Origin of the sequence: Streptomyces antnestii (genome assembly GCF_004005495.1) — a bacterium.
Lineage (GTDB): Bacteria > Actinomycetota > Actinomycetes > Streptomycetales > Streptomycetaceae > Streptomyces > Streptomyces antnestii.
Genome location: NZ_RZYA01000007.1, coordinates 103,740 through 122,809, shown reverse-complemented (window position 1 = coordinate 122,809; position 19,070 = coordinate 103,740). Strand labels below are relative to the sequence as shown.

General features: G+C 69.7%; 13 protein-coding genes. 6 read left to right on the top strand and 7 right to left on the bottom strand.

The features are described from left to right. Positions 1-252 precede the first annotated feature (252 nt). Both EOT10_RS16865 and EOT10_RS16860 read right to left on the bottom strand, forming a co-directional pair. Complete coding sequence (locus EOT10_RS16865; protein WP_223281017.1) at positions 253-1,569, bottom strand: hypothetical protein; 1,317 nt, start codon at positions 1,567-1,569, stop codon at positions 253-255. A 71-nt stretch (positions 1,570-1,640) separates the two neighbouring features. Then, positions 1,641-4,958 (bottom strand): outer membrane protein assembly factor BamB family protein, encoded by a 3,318-nt coding sequence (locus EOT10_RS16860; protein ID WP_223281016.1) that lies wholly within the window; start codon positions 4,956-4,958, stop codon positions 1,641-1,643. Positions 4,959-5,543: 585 nt separating this feature from the next. Here EOT10_RS16860 and EOT10_RS16855 point away from each other — a divergent pair. The 6 genes from EOT10_RS16855 (at position 5,544) to EOT10_RS16830 (ending at position 13,327) form a co-directional block, all read left to right on the top strand. Further along, the gene (locus EOT10_RS16855) at positions 5,544-7,139 is read left to right on the top strand and encodes a GMC family oxidoreductase (protein WP_262985415.1); all 1,596 of its coding nucleotides are present in this window, start codon (positions 5,544-5,546) and stop codon (positions 7,137-7,139) included. A 19-nt stretch (positions 7,140-7,158) separates the two neighbouring features. Further along, positions 7,159-7,551 (top strand): gluconate 2-dehydrogenase subunit 3 family protein, encoded by a 393-nt coding sequence (locus EOT10_RS16850; protein ID WP_223281014.1) that lies wholly within the window; start codon positions 7,159-7,161, stop codon positions 7,549-7,551. A 64-nt stretch (positions 7,552-7,615) separates the two neighbouring features. Then, positions 7,616-9,121 carry an aminobutyraldehyde dehydrogenase gene (locus EOT10_RS16845; RefSeq protein ID WP_223281013.1) on the top strand — a complete coding sequence of 502 codons (1,506 nt, stop codon included), beginning with the start codon at positions 7,616-7,618 and terminating at the stop codon, positions 9,119-9,121. After that, positions 9,118-10,563, top strand: a complete 1,446-nt coding sequence (locus tag EOT10_RS16840) for a purine-cytosine permease family protein (RefSeq protein ID WP_127829034.1) — start codon at positions 9,118-9,120, stop codon at positions 10,561-10,563. The genes EOT10_RS16845 and EOT10_RS16840 overlap by 4 nt, the downstream gene beginning before the upstream one ends. A 73-nt stretch (positions 10,564-10,636) precedes the next feature. Further along, complete coding sequence (speB, locus tag EOT10_RS16835) at positions 10,637-11,626, top strand: agmatinase (protein ID WP_127829033.1); 990 nt, start codon at positions 10,637-10,639, stop codon at positions 11,624-11,626. Positions 11,627-11,809: 183 nt separating this feature from the next. Continuing rightward, a complete protein-coding gene (locus tag EOT10_RS16830; protein ID WP_127829032.1) occupies positions 11,810-13,327 on the top strand; it encodes a PucR family transcriptional regulator in 1,518 nt (505 codons plus the stop codon). Between the two features lie 286 nt (positions 13,328-13,613). Here the strand turns inward: EOT10_RS16830 and EOT10_RS16825 are convergent, their stop codons facing one another. Genes EOT10_RS16825 through EOT10_RS16805 form a run of 5 tightly spaced genes read right to left on the bottom strand, consistent with a single transcriptional unit; the run spans position 13,614 to position 19,017 of the window. Then, the gene (locus tag EOT10_RS16825) at positions 13,614-15,479 is read right to left on the bottom strand and encodes a phosphocholine-specific phospholipase C (RefSeq protein ID WP_127829031.1); all 1,866 of its coding nucleotides are present in this window, start codon (positions 15,477-15,479) and stop codon (positions 13,614-13,616) included. A 4-nt stretch (positions 15,480-15,483) separates the two neighbouring features. Further along, positions 15,484-16,203: an HAD family hydrolase gene (locus EOT10_RS16820; RefSeq protein ID WP_223281012.1), complete on the bottom strand. Its 720-nt coding sequence runs from the start codon at positions 16,201-16,203 to the stop codon at positions 15,484-15,486. A gap of 53 nt (positions 16,204-16,256) precedes the next feature. Further along, entirely contained in the window at positions 16,257-17,360 is a 1,104-nt protein-coding gene (locus EOT10_RS16815) for an ABC transporter ATP-binding protein (RefSeq protein WP_127829029.1), read from the bottom strand. Continuing rightward, positions 17,357-18,196, bottom strand: coding sequence for an ABC transporter permease (locus EOT10_RS16810; RefSeq protein ID WP_127829028.1), 840 nt, complete (start codon positions 18,194-18,196; stop codon positions 17,357-17,359). The genes EOT10_RS16815 and EOT10_RS16810 overlap by 4 nt, the downstream gene beginning before the upstream one ends. Beyond that, a complete protein-coding gene (locus EOT10_RS16805; protein ID WP_223281011.1) occupies positions 18,184-19,017 on the bottom strand; it encodes an ABC transporter permease in 834 nt (277 codons plus the stop codon). Before EOT10_RS16805 ends, EOT10_RS16810 begins: the two co-directional genes overlap by 13 nt. Positions 19,018-19,070 lie beyond the last annotated feature (53 nt).

Genomic DNA, 19,070 nt, shown 5'->3' with positions numbered 1-19,070 from the left:
GCCGTCAATTCTCCTTACGCTCCGGCGAAACGGGACGACGCTCAGTGATACCGAGAGCGGTACAGCGAGCCCTCCCGCGACACTGCAGCTGGATGACGCCTACCGGTTTTGCGGTATGGACGGCTCCTCGGTCGACCCCAGTCCCAGCGTCTGCGGCATATGTGCCGAGCGGATTTCGCTCGGTCAAACTCTGATCCGCTGTCGTGGTGTCACCACTGGCTACTGACGCTCGCCACCTTCCCTCGTCCAGGATCACGATGCGAGGACGCGGCCTGCGGCGACGGCTGATGCCACGGTGCCGCCGATGACCACGGCCCAGGCAGCGACGACCGGGACGAGGGTGCTCCAGGTGCGCAGCGCGGGCGAGTTCGTCGCTCGGGAGAGGAATGCGTCACGACCGCGTAGGACCGCGAGGCCGACGCCGGTCAGTGTCAGCGCCATGCCTACGCCGAAAGCCACGACCATCGCGATCGCCGCACCCACCCGGCCGGTCAGCAGTCCGCTGAGAAGGACGAGGAACGCCGAGGGGGAGGGGAGCAGGCCACCGGATGTGCCCAGCAGCAGGATGCCGCGCCAGGTGAGCAGAGATGCGGACGTCGGGATGTCGTGACTGTGCTCGTGGTGGTGATCGTGGCCATGTCCGTGGGCGTGATCGTGGTCGTGTCCGTGGTGGTGGCCGTGGCCCCGGCCGTGCTTTCGGTTGATCAGGTGGCGCCGGAGCAGGGTGATTCCCACGGTCAGCACGACCAGGGCTGCGATCAGCTGCAGCCAGTTCGTGACCGCTCCGACGTCCGGTGCGTGCTGGGCGGCGAGCCACCAGCCCACGGCGAGTACGGCGACGGATGCCGTGTGCATGATGGCCACGATGGCGCCGAGCCAGACCGCGTCCCGTGCCCTCCCTCGACCGCCCACCAGGTACCCGGCCGCGAGCGACTTGCCGTGCCCGGGGGCGCAGGCGTGGAAAGCACCCACCGCTGCGGCGACAAGCAAGGCCAGTGGCAGTACGACTCCGTGGTCCAGCAGTGCCGCAAGGTCGGTGGTCCATATGCCCGACGCCCTCGTGGCTGTGGTGGCGCCCGAGTTGCCTGCTCCGCCGACGGCGACGGCGAGCGTGGGGTCGCTCGACGTGTGCAGGCCGCCGCCGCCCTTATCGGTCACGGAGATCGTGCGATAGGCCTGGTTGATGTCGGTCAGCGCGGTGATGGTCAGGTCGACCGTGTCCACGGCTTCGGGGCAGGTGTAGCGGATCACGGCACCCTTGCTCGACAGGTGCAGGATGTCCACGGTGCCCAGCCGGCACGCACGCCCGTTCTGGCGCACGGTGACATGCGAGCCGAGATAGGCGCCGTCGTCCCCTCCGGACGCCCCGTGCAGGACCGCCAGGTCGTTGCGCTGGGCGGACCAGATGATCTCGACGGTGCGGCCTTCGGCCTTGACCCGGGCGACCGGTGGGGTGCCGAAAGGGTGTGCCTCAGCCGAGCCGGAGGCGCTGAGCAGGGCAAGTGCGGCGGCCAGGCCGGTCAACAGGAGACGGGCGGCGTGGCGGCAGGTCGTGCGGAGGGTGTGCAACGTGGTGGTCCCGTCGGGAGTGGAGCGCCGCGAGTCGCCTCCCTGGCGGGAGGCGACTCGCGGGCGGTTGATCAGTGGTCGTTACCGCGCAGGTGACGGGCGGCCAGTGCGTGGAGTGTGCCGTCGTCGGTGAGGGCGAACACGTAGTCACCGCTGACGGAGAGCGCCGAGGCCACACTGGCGCCGAGGTTGTACTCGGTCAGCAGCTTGCCGGTGGCGCGGTCCAGGACGACGAGGCGGCCGTCGCGGGTACCGGCGTACACCAGGTCCTTGGTGACCAGGGCGTGCGCTGTGGGCGATCCGGGGGCCTCGGTGCATCCCTTGGCGACGTTCCACTTGTTGTCCAGCGGGCTCCTGCCGGGCTGGTAGCCGACCTTGGTCTCCCAGATGGGCTTGGCAGGGTCGGCCGCGCTCGTGTCGTAGGCACGGATGACGCCGTCACGACTGGCGACATAGGCGGTGCTGCCCCAGATCGCGGGGCTGGTCAGCGGGGCGGGGCCGGCCTCGCACGCCCCGGAAGCGCCCCAGCCGCCGCCCAAGGCGGACTTCCACAGCTCCGCACCGGTGCTGAGGTCGTGCCCGCGGACACCGCTGTTCGTCATCGTCACCAGCTGCGGGTTGCCCGTGGCCGGATCGGTCAGGGCCGGGGAGGAGTGGCTGCCGATGTCGCCGCCTGTGTCCTTCACCCACAGCTGGCGGCAGCCGACGAGGTCCATGGCGACGACCGTGTCGCTGGATCCGGTGTGCAGATAGGCGATGTCGGTGCCGGGCCGGCGCACAGCCGTGCTGTGGAACTGGCCCCAGCTCGCCGCGCCGCCGAAGCCACCCAGCAGCTCGCCGGTCTTGGCGTCACGGCACTCGACCTTGCCCCAGTTCTGGTAGACGGCGACGGTGCGCGGTTCGGCGTTCAGACCGAAGACGCTGACCGGACCACCGGCCCGGCCGTACCGGCGCACGCTGTCGCCGTGCTGCTCCTCGTTCTCGATCTTCTGCCAGACGACATGGCCGTCCTCGGCATCCAGAGCGTAGATCCGGCCGACGGCGGTGGTCAGGTAGACCTTGCCGTTGTGGTAGGTCGGCACCGACTCGGCGTCACCGTCCAGGTAGGTGCGCCAGATCTCGCGGCCGGACTTGATGTCGTAGGCCAGCATCATGTGGTTCGGCGAGTCGAACGCCCTGGAGGAGACGATCACCTTTCCGTCCACGACGACCGAACCGTTGAGGTTGAACTGCTCGCCGGTGTTGGCCGCCCATTGCAGGTCGAGCTCGGTGCCCGGGTTGTCGCTGCTGTCGGAGCGGCCCGTCTCGTCGCGGCCCTGACGCAGCCAGTCCTGGCCGGTCTTCGGCGCGGCGATCTTGGCTTCGGGTACCACCGTGAAGGTGTTGGTGACGGTCGGCCACGCCTTGCCCCGCGTGTCGACCGCGGTCATCTCGGCCGTGTAGGTGTCCGGCTGCATGCCGGGAAGGTTGTCGCTGACCCGGGTCCAGGAGGCCCGGGCTGCCGGGCAGGGCTCGGGGGTGCCGGCCGGGGGCGTGTAGCAGTTCTCGACACCGGTCTTGCGGACCTTGGTGCCGAACTCCATCCGGTCCTCGTGCCAGCGGATGCGGCCGCGGGAGTCACGAATGGTCAGCGACGCCGTGGCCGGGGTGCGCCCGGCGTCCTCGGTGTACAGCTCGATCGGGATTCCGGCACTGTTGCCGTGCACACTGCCCTGGGCCGGGCTGACCAGAGCGACCGCGTTGCGGACGTCGAACTGGCGGTGGGTGCCCATGACATAGCCGGTGTCCTCGTTCTGCTTCGTGTTCGGGTCATCGTGGATGCCCTTGAAGTCGAGGATCTTGAAGTCAGGGTGGGAACCGTCGATGCCGTAGGTGCCCTGGTTGTTGATCTCGACCGAGCGGTCGAAGGCGCCACGGCGGTACTCGGCCTGCTGGTTGTGGCCCGCGGCGAACAACCGCACGTCGTACTTGGACAGTTCGTCGATGGTCGGCTGCATGCCGGCGCCGGGCCCCCATACGGTGAACAGGGAACGGTGCGCGAAGACGAGCACCTGCTTGCCGACCGCGTGACGCTCGAGGTCCTGGCGCAGCCACTCCAGCTGCGGCTTCAGGCCGCCGGCATCGTAGTTGTCCTCGAGGACGACGATGTGACGGCCGTTGCGGTCGAAGCTGTACCACTCGGGGCCGAGGTTGCGGCGGTAGTACTCCAGGCTGCCGCCATAGCCCTTCGAAGTCGCGGTGCCGCCGACGTCGTGGTTGCCGACGACCGGGTAGAAGGGCATCCCGAGCTTGCCGTCGACCAGGCCCTTGCGCAGGATGTCGTAGCCGGCCTGGCGGCGGGGCTCTGCCGCGTAGTCGGTCACGGTGTTGTCACCGGTGGTGATGGCCATCGTGGCACGGTCGACCTGGGACATGGTCTCGACCTGACCGGTCCACTGCGGCAGAGTCGAACGCGCCGCGCCGTCCGAGGTGTTGGACACCTCGATGTCAGAGTTCATCACCCACTTCTCGGTGGGATCGGCGGCGTTCTTGTCCTTGACGAGGGCGAAGTCGATGCCGGATCCGCCGTCCTCCGGGACCTTGTGGAAGAACTGCGGGACGTAGTCGTCGCGCAGCGCCGGGGTGTAGCCGTTCGGGGAGGTGACACTGACCAGATCGGTCTCCCGGAGAGTGGGGTCCATCTGCAGGGTGTACGAGCCGTCGGCACCGGTCGTCGTCCAGACAGCGCCGTCCGTGACATCGACACCGGCCATCGGAGCCTCACCCGCGTCGCGCTTGCCGTTGCCGTCGGAGTCCTCGAAGACCGTGCCCCTGACAGTGACCGTGTTCGCGGTCGCTTCCCCGGCGAACGGTGCCGCCGCGGCCAGCTCGGGAGCCAGGAAGGACAACATCACCGCACCCGCGACGGCCAGCCTGATCCGCCCGCGGCCGGCGACCAGCCGGGCGAGTCGGAGCCGCCCGGTGCGGATCTGCCACACCGCGAGGAGCAGCGTGGCGGCCAGCACGATGCCGAGGGCCACCGTCGCCCACGGGAAGACGGGAAGCGCGTGGGCACCTGCCGCGTCGACGACGGGGGTCTGCGCGTTGGCGTTGACCGTGGTGCCGTCGAACTCGACGACGACCTTGACAAGGCCGCCCTGCTGCAGCATCGCGCTCAGGTCGAGCTTGTCGACGTGGCAGCCCCACGCGAGCTCGATCACCACACCACCGGGAACGCCGCCGCTGTCCCCGGCGACCCCGGAACCGGTGGCAGGGCAGCCCGCGCTCAGCAGGTGCGACGCCCAGGCACCTGCCTTCTGAGGTGACACCACGTCACGATGGACGATCAGCCGCCCACTGGTGACGTCGTCCTCGGTCGCGATGACGAGTTCGGCATGCTGCGGTGACACATGCGCCGCAGCGGGCTGTGCACAGAAGCACAGGATCAAGGAGAGCAGCGCAAGCCCGAGACCTGCTGCTCTGCGAAGGAATCTCATAGGCCCGGAAGCTAGCTTGATCGGACACGTTACCGATCAGGACCGAGTGATCGTCATCGAGCGGTCCGCGAGAATTCACGCGAGGCCACAAGGGGCGCCCTGGACCCGCCGGTTCGGCAGCGCCTGCGTCCAGCAGGAGCCAAAAGCCCGCACGCCCGACCTCGTCAAAGGCCTCGCCGCCTGAGGTGTCACGGCGCTCGTCATGGACGCCGTCCCCGCAACTCGCTCTTCACCGGCCAGGGGGGGGCACGGTCCCGGATGTGGAAGGTTGTGCATTTGCTCAAGACGAACCATCGCACTTGTGGCGGATGAACCCGGTGCCGTCGGTGGTGGGCCGAAGCATTCTGGGTGCGGGTCATTCGATCCCCTGGTCCGGTGGGCGTCTGAGGGCGACCGGACCGGAAAAGTCCCCCGATGTGGGCGCGAACGTGCCCACAGTCGTCTGAGCGAGCGGGAGAGTTTCTGGTGAACACGCAGCATGATCACGGGGATGCGGATGTGCTCATCGTAGGTGCCGGCGCCTCGGGTGGGGTGGCGGCCCTGGAGTTGGCCACCCGTGGGTTTCGCGTGGTCTGCCTGGAGCAGGGCGACTGGGCTCTCCCCGATGACTTCACGGGCGGCAAGCCCGCGTGGGAGCTGACCCGCCTCAAGCAGTGGCACCCCAGCCCGAATGTGCGCGGGCGGCAGAGCGACTACCCGGTCGGCACCGAGGAGAGCCCGATCGAGCCGTTGATGTTCAACGGCGTGGGCGGCAGCACCATCCTGTTCTCCGGACACTGGGTCCGGGCACTGCCCTCCGACTTCCGGGTCCGGACCCTCGACGGGGTCGCGGACGACTGGCCGTTCACCTACGAGGACCTGCGGCCGTTCTACGACGAGGTCACCCACCACATCGGCGCGTCCGGACTCGACGGCGACCCGGCGTACCCGGACCCGCACACGTTCCCGCTGCCGCCGCTGCCGATCGGCAAGTACGGCCTCGCCGCGGCGAAGGGCATGGACAAGCTCGGCTGGCATTGGTGGCCCGCCCCGAACGCCATCGCGTCGCGCAAGTTCAAGAACCGGCCCGCGTGCCAGCGGTACGGCGCCTGCGAGTCGGGATGTCCGACCGGAGCGAAGGCGAGCACCGACTTCACGCACTGGCGCGACGCGATCGCCGCCGGCGCCGTGCTGGTGACCGGGGCCCGGGTGCGACAGCTCACGGTCGACAACCGGGGCCTGGTGACCGGCGCCGAGTACGTCGACCGCGATGGAGTCGTGCGCCACCAGACCGCCGGCGTGACCGTGCTGGCCGCCAACGGGATAGGCACACCACGGCTGTTGCTCAACTCGGCCTCCGAGCAGTTCCCCGACGGTCTGGGGAACTCCTCGGGCCTGGTCGGCAAGCGGCTCATGGTGCATCCCTACGCCTCGGTGTACGGGACGTACGAGGACGAACTGGAGACCTGGCTCGGCCCTTCCGGGCAGGCACTGCAGTCGATGCAGTTCTACGAGACCGACACGAGCCGCGGGTTCGTGCGCGGCGCGAAATGGAACCTGATGCCGACCGGCGGCCCGCTCACCCACACCTTGTGGGAGCCGGGCGACGATTGGCGCGCAGGCTTCGGTCCTGCCTTCCACACCCGGCTGCGCACGACCTTCGGCCGGTACACCGAGTGGGGGATCACCACCGAGGACCTGCCCGAGGACCACAACGAGGTCGTACTCGACCCGGACGTCACGGACTCCGACGGTCTCCCGGTGCCCAGGATGCGCTACACCATCAGCGAGAACACCGACCGCATGCTCAAGTTCCACGTCGAGCGGGCGGCCGAGGCCCACCGGGCCGCGGGCGCGACCTCGGTGCTCACCGTCCCCGTCGTCCGGGACAGCGGCTGGCACCTCCTGGGCACCGCGCGCATGGGCACCGACCCCGCCACCTCCGTCGTCGACGAGTACGGCCGCGCGCACGACGTGCCGAACCTCTTCGTCATCGACGGGAGCGTCTTCGTCACCTCGACCGGCGTCAACCCGACCGCGACCATCATGGCCGTCGCGCTGCGGGCGATGCGCCACCTTGCCGACCACCGCCGCAACCAGCCCGCCGCCGACTGAGGACCCCAAGGACCCCGTGATGCTCGATGCCGATCAGCGGCGTACCTTCGCCGCACTCGCCGACGTACTGATTCCCGCGTCCGGTCCGATGCCCTCGGCCACCGCCGCAGGTGTGCCCGATGCGCTGCTCGACCAAGCGCTCGGCTACCGGCCGGACCTGGCCGAACTGTTTGCCGAGGCGGTCGCCCGATGCACGGGCAAGGACCCGGAAGCCGCTCTGGACACGCTCGCCGCGCAGCAGCCCGAGCAGTTCCAGGCCCTCACCCTGCTGACCGCCGGCGCCTATTTCCTGAGCCCCCGGACAAAGGCCGCGCTCGCCTACGACCCTCCGCCGCGCTCCGCTCTCGACGATGTCGACTCCTACATCGACATGCTGTCCACCGTCGTCGATCGCGGTTTCGCGATCCGTTGAGCTCGCGGCCCGAACGAAGGACTTCAAGATGATGGATGCGCAAAAGCATGTCCCGCATGTCCCAGTGGCTCACCTGGAAGGCGACCTCGCGCAAGTCGGCGCGAATACAGCGGTGTTGACGCACTTCGTCGACGGCGCCGGCGGGGAGGGCACCGGGACGGAGACGCAACCGGTGTTCAATCCCGCGACGGGACAGCCGATCGCCCAGGCCCGGTGCGGCACGCCGGCCGATGTCGACACGGCGGTGGCTGCCGCGAAGGCGGCGTTGCCCGGCTGGCGGCAGCGGACGCCGAAGGACCGAGCCGACGTGCTGCTCAGGGCCGCGGCCGTGCTGGAAGCCAACGCCGAGAACCTGGCGCACCTGGAGTCGGTCAACACCGGCAAGCCGATGCCGCTGGCCCGTGACGATGTCGCCGGGACGATCGACACCCTCCGGTTCATGGCGGGTGCGGTCCGCGCGCAGCTGAGTCTGAGCGCCGGGGAGTACGTGTCCGGCCGCACGTCGATGATCGTGCGGGAGCCGGTCGGGGTGGTGGGCGCCATCACCCCGTGGAACTACCCTCTGCTCACGGCGGCCTGGAAGATCGCGCCGATCCTGGCGGCCGGCAACACGTGCGTACTGAAGCCCTCGGAGCAGACACCGCTGACAGCCCTGCGCATGGCCGAACTCCTTGCCGACGTGCTGCCCGCAGGGGTGCTCAACGTCGTCACCGGTACCGGACCGGTGGTCGGCGAGGCGCTCGCGACGCACCCGGACGTGGCCCTGGTCTCGGTGACGGGCAGCGTGCGGAGCGGACAGGCGGTAGCCGGCGCGGCCGCGACCACGCTCAAGCGCGTACACCTTGAACTCGGCGGCAAGGCACCGGTGTTGGTGTTCGCGGACGCCGACCTCGACGCTGTCGCGGAAGGAATCCGGTTCGCCGGCTTCGGCAACTCGGGCCAGGACTGCGGCGCGGCCTGCCGGATCCTCGTGGAGCGGTCCGTGCACGACGAGTTGGTGAAGCGTCTCGTGTCCCGGGTGGAGTCGCTGGCCGTGGGCGACCCGGCGGCCGGGGACCACATCGAGATGGGGCCGGTCGTCTCGCAGGCCCACCGCGACAGTGTGCTCAGCTTCCTCGACCGTGCCATCGCGGAAGGAGCGCGGGCGGTGACGGGCGGGAAGGCCCCGGAAGGCGACGGCTACTTCGTGCTCCCGACGGTCCTCGTGGACCTCCCGGACGGTGCCGAGGCCACGCGTGAGGAGATCTTCGGGCCCGTGGTCACGGTGGAGACCTTCACCGACGAGGACGCCGCGGTCGAAGCGGCCAACAGCACCGCCTACGGCCTTTCCGCCTCGGTATGGACCGAGGACGCCCGGCGCGCCGCCGACCTGCCCGGACGGCTGGACTTCGGCACCGTGTGGGTCAACGACCATCTCGCGTTCGCCACGGAAATGCCGTGGGGCGGGTTCAAGTCCTCCGGCTACGGCCGCGACCTGTCGGCGTACGCGCTGGACGACTACTCGCGCACCAAGCACGTCATGTTCAACCGTGTTCGGCCCGCGGACGCTGACGGGAGCGGGCAGTCATGAGTGAACAACCCGCCGGGCGGCGCGAGTCCGCCGCCGGCGTCGAGTCGGCCACGATCCAGCCGATCCCGCCCGACGAGCGGCACGGCACGAACCGGGACATGTTCACGATCTGGTTCGGCACGAACATCATGATCCTTTCCGTCGTCACCGGAGGACTCGCCACCACCCTGTTCGGCCAGCCCGCTTGGTCGGCCGCGCTGGGGATCGTCGTCGGGAACCTCTTCGGCGCGGTCTTCATGGCGCTGCACTCCGCGCAGGGTCCGCGGCTCGGGGTCCCTCAAATGGTGCAGACCAAGGGGCAGTTCGGCTCCTGGGGTGCGCTGCTGATCGTCCTGATCGTGGTCGTCATGTACCTCGGGTTCTTCATCTCGATCCTCGTCTTCGGAGGACAGTCGCTGGCGTCCGTGATCCCGCACCTGAGCAGCAAGGCCGGCATCGTGCTGCTCGCGGCGGCCAGCATCGCGGCCACGATCTGGGGCTACAGCCTGATCCACGCCTACGCCCGGATCATGACGTACGCCTCGGGCGCCGTCCTGCTGCTGGCGTTCGTCTGGGCGTTCGTCGTCCACCCGGTGCCGCACACCTTCTTCAGTACCGGTGAAGCCACCCTCTCCGGATTCATGAGCACCGTGTCGGTGGCCGCGGTCTGGCAGATCGCCTACGCGCCGTACGTCTCGGACTACTCCCGCTACATGCCGGCCAAGACCGGCTCGAAGCCCGCGTTCTGGATGAGCTACTGGGGCACCAGCATCGGCTCGATCCTGCCCATGTTCCTGGGCGCGGGCATCGGCCTTCTCCTGCCCGGCGCGGACCCCATCGCCGCCCTGACCCAGGCGACCGCGGGGATCAGCCTGCTGGTCGTGGCTGTGTTCAGCATCGGGGTCGCCGCGACGAACGCGATGAACCTGTACTGCGGCACCCTCTGCACGATCACCATCGTGCAGACCTGCCTGCCGCGCTTCACGGCTCGCGGCCGCGAGCGTGCGCTCGTCGCGGCCGGACTGTGCACGCTCGCGCTCGCCGTGGCCCTCACCTCAGGGAGCGGCTTCGTCGCCACTTACAACAACTTCCTCACCCTGCTGCTCGGCTCCCTGGTCCCGTGGACGGCGGTCAACCTGGTCGACTTCTACCTGGTGCGCCATGGTGACTACGCCGTCGAGGATTTCTTCGAGCGTGACGGCGGTCGCTACGGCCGGGTGAACTGGCCCGCGGTGCTCTGCTACCTGGTCGGTGTCGTGGTGCAGATCCCGTTCATGATCATCGGAACCGCCTACACCGGCCCGATCGCCAAGGCGCTCGGCAACACCGACATCTCCTTCATCGCCGGCCTGGTCGTCGTCTCGCCGCTGTACTACTTCACGGCGAGGGCGGTTGCCGGGCTGCGGACGGCCGTGGCTGTCGAGGAGGTCCCCGTGCTCGCCCAGGGCGAGACCGGAGCCTGAGCACATCGGCGGGCCGGGCACCTGGCCCGGCTCCCCGTCGCAGCTTGCCCCCCATCTTGATCGGAGTCACCCCATGAGCGACCACAAGCCGATCGGTGCCCTCGAAGCCACCGTGGTCCCGCGCTTCGCCGGTCTCGGCACCTTCGCCCGGATCCCGTCCATCGAGGCCGTGCCCGACTACGACGTTGCGGTGCTCGGCGTGCCCTTCGACGGCGGTACGTCGTACCGGCCGGGCGCACGGTTCGGGCCGATGGGCATCCGGCAGGCGTCCCGGCACCTGCGGCCGCGGTTCCACGTCGAGCTCGACACGGCGCCGCTGGAGACGGTCCAGGTCGTCGACGCCGGTGACGTGCCGTGCACCCCGTACTCCATCGACGACGCGATGGGCCAGATCGAAGGATTCGCCCGCGAGGTCGTCGGCCGGCGTGACCGGCGCATCGTGACGCTCGGCGGCGACCACACCGTCGCCCTGCCGATGCTGCGCGCGGCACGCGACAAGCACGGCCCGATTGCGCTGATCCACTTCGACGCCCACCTCGACACGTGGGACACCTACTTCAAGGCTCCGGTCACCCACGGCACCGTGTTCCGCCGCGCGTTCGAGGAGGGCCTGCTCGCCGAGGACAAGTCGATCCACGTCGGCATCCGCGGTCCCATCTACGACCGGCTCGACCTCACCGACGACGCGTCGTTCGGCTTCAGGGTCATCCGGGCCGGCGATCTCGACGTCCTTGGCATCGACGGAGCCGTCGATGTCGTGCGCCGCCGGGTCGGTGACGCCCCGGTCTACCTCTCGATCGACATCGACGTGCTCGACCCCGCGTTCGCGCCCGGCACGGGCACGCCGGAGATGGGCGGGTTCACCAGCCGCGAGCTGCTGCATCTGCTGCGTCGGCTCGACGGTCTCAACCTCATCGGGGGCGACGTCGTCGAGACCGCACCGGCGTACGACCACGCCGAGATCACCTGTGTTGCGGCCGCCACGGTGGCCTTCGACCTCATCACCCTGATGAGCAAGACGGATGTGCGCACTCCTGACCGCCCGGCTCCCGCCACGGCCTGACGTCGCGGCGCAGTGCCGGTGGCACACGCTGTGAATCACCCTTCTTGGCCCTTGTACCGGTGTCCCCAGCGTCTGGGGAGGGCACGTGGCAGGCCGGTCGGCGAACGTGACTGAACACTGACCGCGCCTGCTCCTTCTGTACGAGCAGGTGATATCGACCGCTGTGTCGACTATCGTCCGACGATGATCACTGTCGCGGAACTGCTGGAGATGCCGCACCTGCGGCTTCGCCTCCTGTCCGGCCGGGACGGGCTGGAACGGGAGGTCAGCTGGACGCACACGTGCGACCTGCCCGAGCCGTGGCAGTGGCTGACCGGCGGAGAGCTGCTGCTGACCAACGGCATGTCGTTCCCGAAGGCGGCTCGCGAGCAGGAGGAGCTGGTGAGCCGCCTCGTGGACGCCGGCGCCAGTGCCCTGGCGATCGGCGAGCAGATGTACTGCCCGCCGCTTACCGCGCGGTTCACCAGGGCCAGCGATGCGCTCGCCCTCCCGGTGCTCTCGGTGGAGTACCCCATGCCGTTCGTCGCGATCTCACGCGAGGTGGCGGCGGCCAACCTGCCGCAGCAGTCGGACCGGCTGATGCGCACCGAGCGGATCTACCACGCCCTGCAGCGCTCGGTCACCGAGAAGCGGCAGCCGACCCAGCTGGCCACCGCGTTGTCGCAGCTGCTGGGCTGTGAACTGCACGTGTGCCACCGGGAGTCGGCCGAACCGTGGTTCCCCGGCAGCCCTGAACCCGACGCGGGACTGCGCGAGGCCCTGTCGCGCGCCGAACCCGGATCCCGACAGGTCAGCGCCGGCGCGTTCGTCACGCGCATGAGCGACGGCCGGGAACTGCGACTCGTGGACATACCCACGCAGGCAAGTGCCGTGCTCGCCCTGGTGTGTGACGGGCGGAACGTGCTCGACGCCGTCCTCATGCAGCACGCCGCGACCGTGATCGCCCTGGAGATGTCCCAAGCGCTGGTGGACCTGGAGCACCGCCGCCGCCAGGGTGCCGAGTTCCTGGCCCGGCTCATGGACGGCAGCGCCGAACCCAGGAGCGCACACAGCCGGCTCCGCGAGGCCGGGATCGACCCGACCTCCGCGATCCTGTACGCCGTCTCCTCCGACGACAGCGCCCGGCTGCGTGAGCTGCACGTCGACCTGTGGCGCAACGGAGTTCCGCATCTGGTCGTGCACCGCTCCGGTGCTCTCTACCTGCTGGCGCCGGACGAGGAGAGAGTGCTGCGCGTCATCCGCTCGAACATCGGTCCCTCCGCATCGGTGGGACTGAGCGCCGCGATCAAGACCGTGGAGCGCATCCCCGAGGCGGCACGGGAAGCACACTGGGCGAGCCGGTCGGCCGAGCGCATCGGGAAACGTACCTTCCGGTACGGGGAGGCGACGCCGTTCATCGGCGTCGCCAGCATCGAAGACGCGATCGCACTCGTCGACCGACTGCTCGGGCGCCTCCTGGAGTACGAGTCCAGCCACCGAGGCGAGCTCCTGCCCACCCTCGAGAGCTTCTTCGACAATCAGCGCTCCTGGCAGAAGACGGCGGACGCCTTGCATGTGCATCGGCAGACAGTGCTCTACCGCATCCGCAAGGTCGAAGACATCACCGGGCTCAGCCTCGACCGCACGCGGGACATCGCCGAGCTATGGCTGGCCCTGCAAGCACGTTCGATGCTGCCGAGCGCCGCTGAGCCGAACGTATAGCAGGGCGCGCCTGCCCCTCCAAGAGCTGACAGGGCGCCTGCTCACCGGTACCGCAAACCACCGTTCGCGACAAGGGTGTTGACGATGGAGGTGCCGGTGCGGGCCAGGCCGGGCGGGACGCGGCGGGCGAGCGCTGTGCACCGGCCGGGCAGCAGCAGATGGCCGATGACCGTCTCCAGCTTGTCCCAGCCGATCCGGCCGTACCAGGACTGCTCACCAGAGCGTGACGTGGAGGCTCGGCGGGCCTGCCTCGCACCTCCCCTGTCGTTGTAGCCGTGGATGACGCTTACCGGGCCACGTGCACCGTGCCCGCGTATCGCCGGGCGAAGCCCGTGTCACTGTCGGCGGTGACGGTGACGTCGTACCGCCCGTCGTCCGTGGGCCACGGCACGGTGACCTGCTCGCGCGGGCCGACCAGCCTCGTGCGCGCTGTGCCGCCGAAGCTGTTAGGGGTGAGGGTGAACGACACGGCGGTTCCGCCGTCATTGCCAAGCAGCAACTCGACCGACACGTTGCCCGGCTCGCTGCTCCCCAGGACCGCCGCCACCCGAGGGACGGCGGTCTCGTCCTGGTCGCCCCCCGCGAGCGTTCCCGCGAAGCGGTGGACGAAGCCGTCGGCGCCGTGGACCGTGAAGTCGTAGCGGCCGGCAGTGCGTACCGCGTCCCACACGTAGGTGGCGGTGCTGTGCGGCGCGACGGTGAACGGTGTGCCGGCGAACGGCCGGGCGATGTTCGGGAACACGGTGAAGTGGAAGGCCGCCGCTCCCTCGTTGGCGAGAGTGCAGATGACCTTGCCGGTGGTGCGGTCCACGGTGACGTCGGCCCAGGGGCGGTACGGCAGCGGCCGGTGCGGTCGCATGCCCCCCGGCTCCTGGGTGGGCATGACCTGTGCGCCCGGCGCCGGGAGCTCCACCGCCGGCAGGTCCGTCGCCGCGTCGGCCTGTTCCATCAGTGCGCGGGTGTCCGGCAGTTCGGGGACCGAGAAGTCGGGCCGGGTGAAGTCGAAGCAGCTCGTGAGGTCACCGCACACGGACCTGCGCCACTCCGAGATGTTGGGCTCTTGTACCCCGGTGACGACCTCCAGGAAGCGCAGTACGGAAGTGTGGTCGAAAACCTGGGAGTTGACCCAGCCGCCTCGCGACCACGGCGATATCACCCACATCGGGACGCGGTTGCCCAGGCCGATCGGCTGCCCGTCGACGAACTCGTCAGGGGTTCCCACGGGCGGGAAGGGCGGCACCACGTGGTCGAAGTAGCCGTCGTTCTCGTCGTACATCACGAGGAACGCCGTGTGCCGCCACACCTCGGGGTTCGAAAACACCGACTGGAGCGCGGTGTTGACCCAGTGCGCCCCGTAGGCGGGGCTGGCGGTCGGATGCTCGCAGTACAGGTACGGCGAGACCAGCCAGGACACCGTGGGGAGCGTGCCGTCCTTGCAGTGCGCGTCGAAGGCCGACAGGTCCCACTTCGTCATCGCGTCGATGTAGCGCGGGTCGTCGTGGTCGAGGGCGTGGAACTGCTTGAAGTATTCGAGGGCGTTGTCCTCGTAGTTGCCGTCGCGCTCGTCCAGGCCGGGCGTGTGGTAGATCCGCCAGGACACGTCGGCGGCCGACAGGCGCTCCGCGTAGGTGGTCCAGTCGCAGACCGGGCTTTCGGGCAGTGGGGTGTTGTCGATCCACGGGCCCGTCGTGCCGTCGCGGCCCGGGCCGACCGTTCCGGTCCACAGGTAGAGGCGGTTGGGGCTGGTGGGGCCGGCCAGTGAGCAGAAGTACGCGTCGCAGAGCGTGAAGCTGTCCGCCAGCGCGTACTGGTAGGGGATGTCCTCACGGGTGAAGTAGCCCATGCTCTGCTCGCCCTTGGCGGACGTCCAGCGGTTCATCGCGCCGTTGTTGATGGCCTCGTGACCGCTCTCCCAGTCGTGCGGCAGGCCGTCCGCGTTCTGCGCGTCGAACTTCGTCGAGTCCATGCGGTACGGCAGCAGGACACCACCGTCGGGCCGGGCCGGGGCGGGCTGACGGAAGACGCTGTCACCGTTCGGGAACGTCAGCGCCTGGCGGTCGTCGAACCCGCGCACGCCGTTCAACGTGCCGAAGTAGTGGTCGAAACTGCGGTTCTCCTGCATCAGGATCACGACGTGGCGGATGTCGTCCATGGGGTCAGTTCCTTTCCGTTGACGCGACTGGCACGGCTGAGACGACGAGGGAGCTGAGCAGGGTCAGGTCCGCGTTCTCCAGGGAGTCGAGGACCGTCCGGTTGGGCGCGGGCTCGATCGGTACGGTGGAGGGCACGGCGAGGACCGCGCACCCGGCTGCCTCCGCCGAGGCGACACCCGTCGGCGTGTCCTCGACGACCACGCACGCGTGCGGTTCGACGCCCAGTTCGGCGGCCGCGGCAAGGTAAGGGTCGGGCGCCGGCTTCGTACGGGCGGTGTCCTCGACCGCGACGGTCAGCGCGAACCGGTCGTGGCCCAGCGCCTTGCGTACGAGGTCGACGACGTGGCGCGGCGAAGCGGAGACGATCGCCGTCGGCACACCGGCCAGGGCCAGTTCGTCCAGGAGCCGCACCGCGCCCGGTCGCGGGACGATCTCACGGGCGACGCGGGCGGTGAAGACGGCATCCAGCTCGGCGGCCAGCGAGTCGACGTCGAGGTCGGAGGCAGAGGGGCCGGCGGTGCGGTGCAGGTGGGCGGCGGTGTGCGCGGACGCGCGGCCCAGCACATGAGGCATGTCCGCGTCGGTCAGGGGCCGTCCGATCCCGTCGGCGACCTGTTCCGCCGCGGCCCACCACAGGCGTTCGGTGTCGACGAGTGTGCCGTCCATGTCGAAGAGGACAGCGGCGGGGAGGTGGTGGGGTGTTGTGGCGAGGTGAGAGGTCAAGGTGAGGTTCTCCGGTGTGGGGTGGTGGTGCGTTCCGAGACGGTGGCGTCGTCTCATCGGGCGTCCACGAGGACGGGGCGGTCGGGCAGCGTCAGCGTCACTGCCGCACCGACCGGGAGCGTGGCCATGGCGTGGGTCGGCACATCGGCCGTCACCTCGGCGCCGTCGGCAAGGCGCACGGCCAGCCGCGTCGTCGCGCCCAGGAAGGACGCCCCCACGATCCGGGACGTACCTTCCTCGTCCGCGGCGACCTCGACCGCCTCCGGCCGTACCAGTACATCGACTGCATCGACGTCCGCAGTACCGTCGGCGTCCGGCAGCCGCCCGTCGACCGGCAGCGTGCGGCCCAGCACCTGCACGGTCCCGTCGTCCGGCCCGGGGCGGGCCGGTATCCGGCTCATCACGCCCACGAACTCCGCGACGAACGCGGTCGACGGGCGCGCGTACAGCTCCGCGGGGGGTGCGCACTGCTCCAGCTTCCCGGCCCGCATCACTGCGACCCGGTCCGCCATGGAGAGCGCCTCCTCCTGATCGTGCGTCACGAAGAAGGTGGTGATGCCGAGTTGCTTCTGGAGGCGCCTGATCTCCTCACGGAGCGTCAGACGCACCTTTGCGTCGAGCGCGGACAGCGGCTCGTCGAGCAGCAGCACGCGTGGCCGCAGCGCCAGGGCCCGCGCCAGGGCGATCCGCTGCTGCTGGCCTCCGGACAGCTGATGCGGATAGCGGCCGGCGTGCTGCGGCAGCCCGACAAGATCCAGGAGTTCGGCGGCGCGAGCACGCCGCTCGGCCTTGCCGATGCCGCTCATCCGCAGCCCGAAGGCGACGTTGTCGAGGGCAGTCAGGTGCGGAAAGAGGCTGTAGGACTGGAACACCATGCCCGCGTCGCGGCGGTGCGCGGGGACTGCCGTGATGTCCTCGCCGTCCACGAGCACCGTGCCCGCGTCGGGCCGCTCGAATCCGGCGAGGGTCCGCAGTGCGGTGGTCTTGCCGCAGCCGGACGGTCCGAGCAGGGCCACGAGTTCGCCCGGCTCGACCGTCAGGTCCAGGCCGTCGAGGGCCGTCGTGGCGCCGAAGGAGCGGCGAAGCCCGCGGAACTCGACGGTGGCACCGGTCCGCGTCCGGTCGCTGGTTTCGGGTTCGACGATCTGAAGGGTCATGAGGTCTCCTTGGGACGGCGGGTGCGTCCGGCTGTGGCGATGACCAGCAGCAGCACCCAGGTGAAGAGCAGGCCCATCACCGACACCGCCACCGACATCTGGGCCTGCGAGCCGCTGATGGCGAGGATCCACACGGCGAACGGGCGGTAGCCGAGGATCGCGGCGACGGTGTACTCGCCGAGCACCAGCGCCAGAGTCAGGAACGCTGTGTTGAGCAGAGCCCCGCGCAGGTTGGGAAGAACCACCTGCCAGAGGGTGCGCGGCCAGGACGCCCGGCAGGCCCGGGCGGCTTCGACGAGCACCCGCAGATCGATGGCCGCGAGCCCGGTGTCGAGCATGCGGTACGCCAGCGGCAGCGCCATCAGCGTGTACGCGAGCACCAGGACGACGGGGAAGTTCGGGTCCTGGAGCGCGACCAGGACGTGGAAGATCGGCGTGCCGGCGAAATGGTCCGGTCCCCAGCGCAGCACCGCGCTGATTCCGGCGACCAGGGCGACGGCGGGTACGACGAGCGGCAGCAGGCACACGATCTCGACGAGTGTGCGCAGGCCCGGTGCGGCCAGCCGTACCGTGACCAGCGCGGGCACCAGCAGGCCGAGAACGAGCGCGATGGTGGCGGCGGCGAGTTTCAGGGTCAGCGTCAGGCTGTCGGTGAAGCCGTCGGCGCCGATGACGCCGGTGTAGGCATCGAAGCTGACGCTCCGGCCCGGTACGCCGGCGCCGATGCTGAAGGCGACGGCGCAGGCGAGCGGGACGAGGAAGTAGGCACCGGCGAGCAACAGCACGGCGGCGCGGCCGAATCGGAACGGGAATCGGAACGTACTCAGGCGAGCCATCGCACGCTCCTTCGCTGCAGCGGCAGTTGAACGGCCATGACGAGCCCCGCGACCAGCACCATGTCGACACCGAGCGCGAGCGCCACGTTGCCCTGGCCGATCAGGACGTCGCCGGACAGCGCGTCCGCGATCTGCATGGTGACCAGCGGCACCGAGCTGCCGACCATCGCGGCGGCGGTCGCGTACGCGCTGAACGCGGTGCCGAACAGCAGCACGTAGCCGCCGAGCAGCGAGGGCGTGAGGATGGGCAGCGCGACATGTGCCCAGTACCGGAAGGTGTTCGCGCGGTTGTTGTGGGCGGCTTCCCGCCACTGCCGCCGAAGCCCCTCCAGGGCAGGGGTGAGCGAGAGGACCATGAGTGGAACCAGGAAGTACAGGTAGACCAGGGTCAGGCCCCAGAAGCTGTACAGGTCCCAGCCGTGGCCGAGCAGGTGGAAGTGGGTCGTCAGCACGCCGGCGTTGCCGAGCGTCGCCACGAACGCGAACGCGAGCGGCACACCGCCGAAGTTCGCCAGGACACCGGAGCCCGCCAGGACCGCCTCGCGCAGGACGCGGAACCGTGAGGTCACCACGACGTGGGCGAGCGGCAGGGCGACGACGGTGGCGATCAGCGCGGAGAGGGCGGAGAGCCTGACGCTGCCGGTCAGCGCGGTCAGGTAGGCGCCGTGCAGCGAAGCGGTCATGTTCGCTCCGGTGAGGCGGGCTCCGCCCGGCACGGTCTCGGGCGTCGTGAACGCGCCGTACACCATCATGCCGAGCACAAGGCCGAACACCACGGCGGCGAAGACGAGAAGCGGCGCGGCACCGAGCCACCGCGTCATGCGGGAAAGGCCCCGCCGGCCGGCCCGGGGGCCGGTCCCGCGGCCCGCGGAGC

Bases quoted from the DNA above. Each gene is read 5' to 3' on its own strand.
- EOT10_RS16850 (WP_223281014.1), top strand. From the start codon at position 7,159: ATGCTCGATGCCGATCAGCGGCGTACCTTCGCCGCACTCGCCGACGTA.
- EOT10_RS16840 (WP_127829034.1), top strand. From the start codon at position 9,118: ATGAGTGAACAACCCGCCGGGCGGCGCGAGTCCGCCGCCGGCGTCGAG.
- speB (WP_127829033.1), top strand. From the start codon at position 10,637: ATGAGCGACCACAAGCCGATCGGTGCCCTCGAAGCCACCGTGGTCCCG.
- EOT10_RS16830 (WP_127829032.1), top strand. From the start codon at position 11,810: ATGATCACTGTCGCGGAACTGCTGGAGATGCCGCACCTGCGGCTTCGC.
- EOT10_RS16825 (WP_127829031.1), bottom strand. From the start codon at position 15,479: ATGGACGACATCCGCCACGTCGTGATCCTGATGCAGGAGAACCGCAGT.
- EOT10_RS16815 (WP_127829029.1), bottom strand. From the start codon at position 17,360: ATGACCCTTCAGATCGTCGAACCCGAAACCAGCGACCGGACGCGGACC.
- EOT10_RS16810 (WP_127829028.1), bottom strand. From the start codon at position 18,196: ATGGCTCGCCTGAGTACGTTCCGATTCCCGTTCCGATTCGGCCGCGCC.
- EOT10_RS16805 (WP_223281011.1), bottom strand. From the start codon at position 19,017: ATGACGCGGTGGCTCGGTGCCGCGCCGCTTCTCGTCTTCGCCGCCGTG.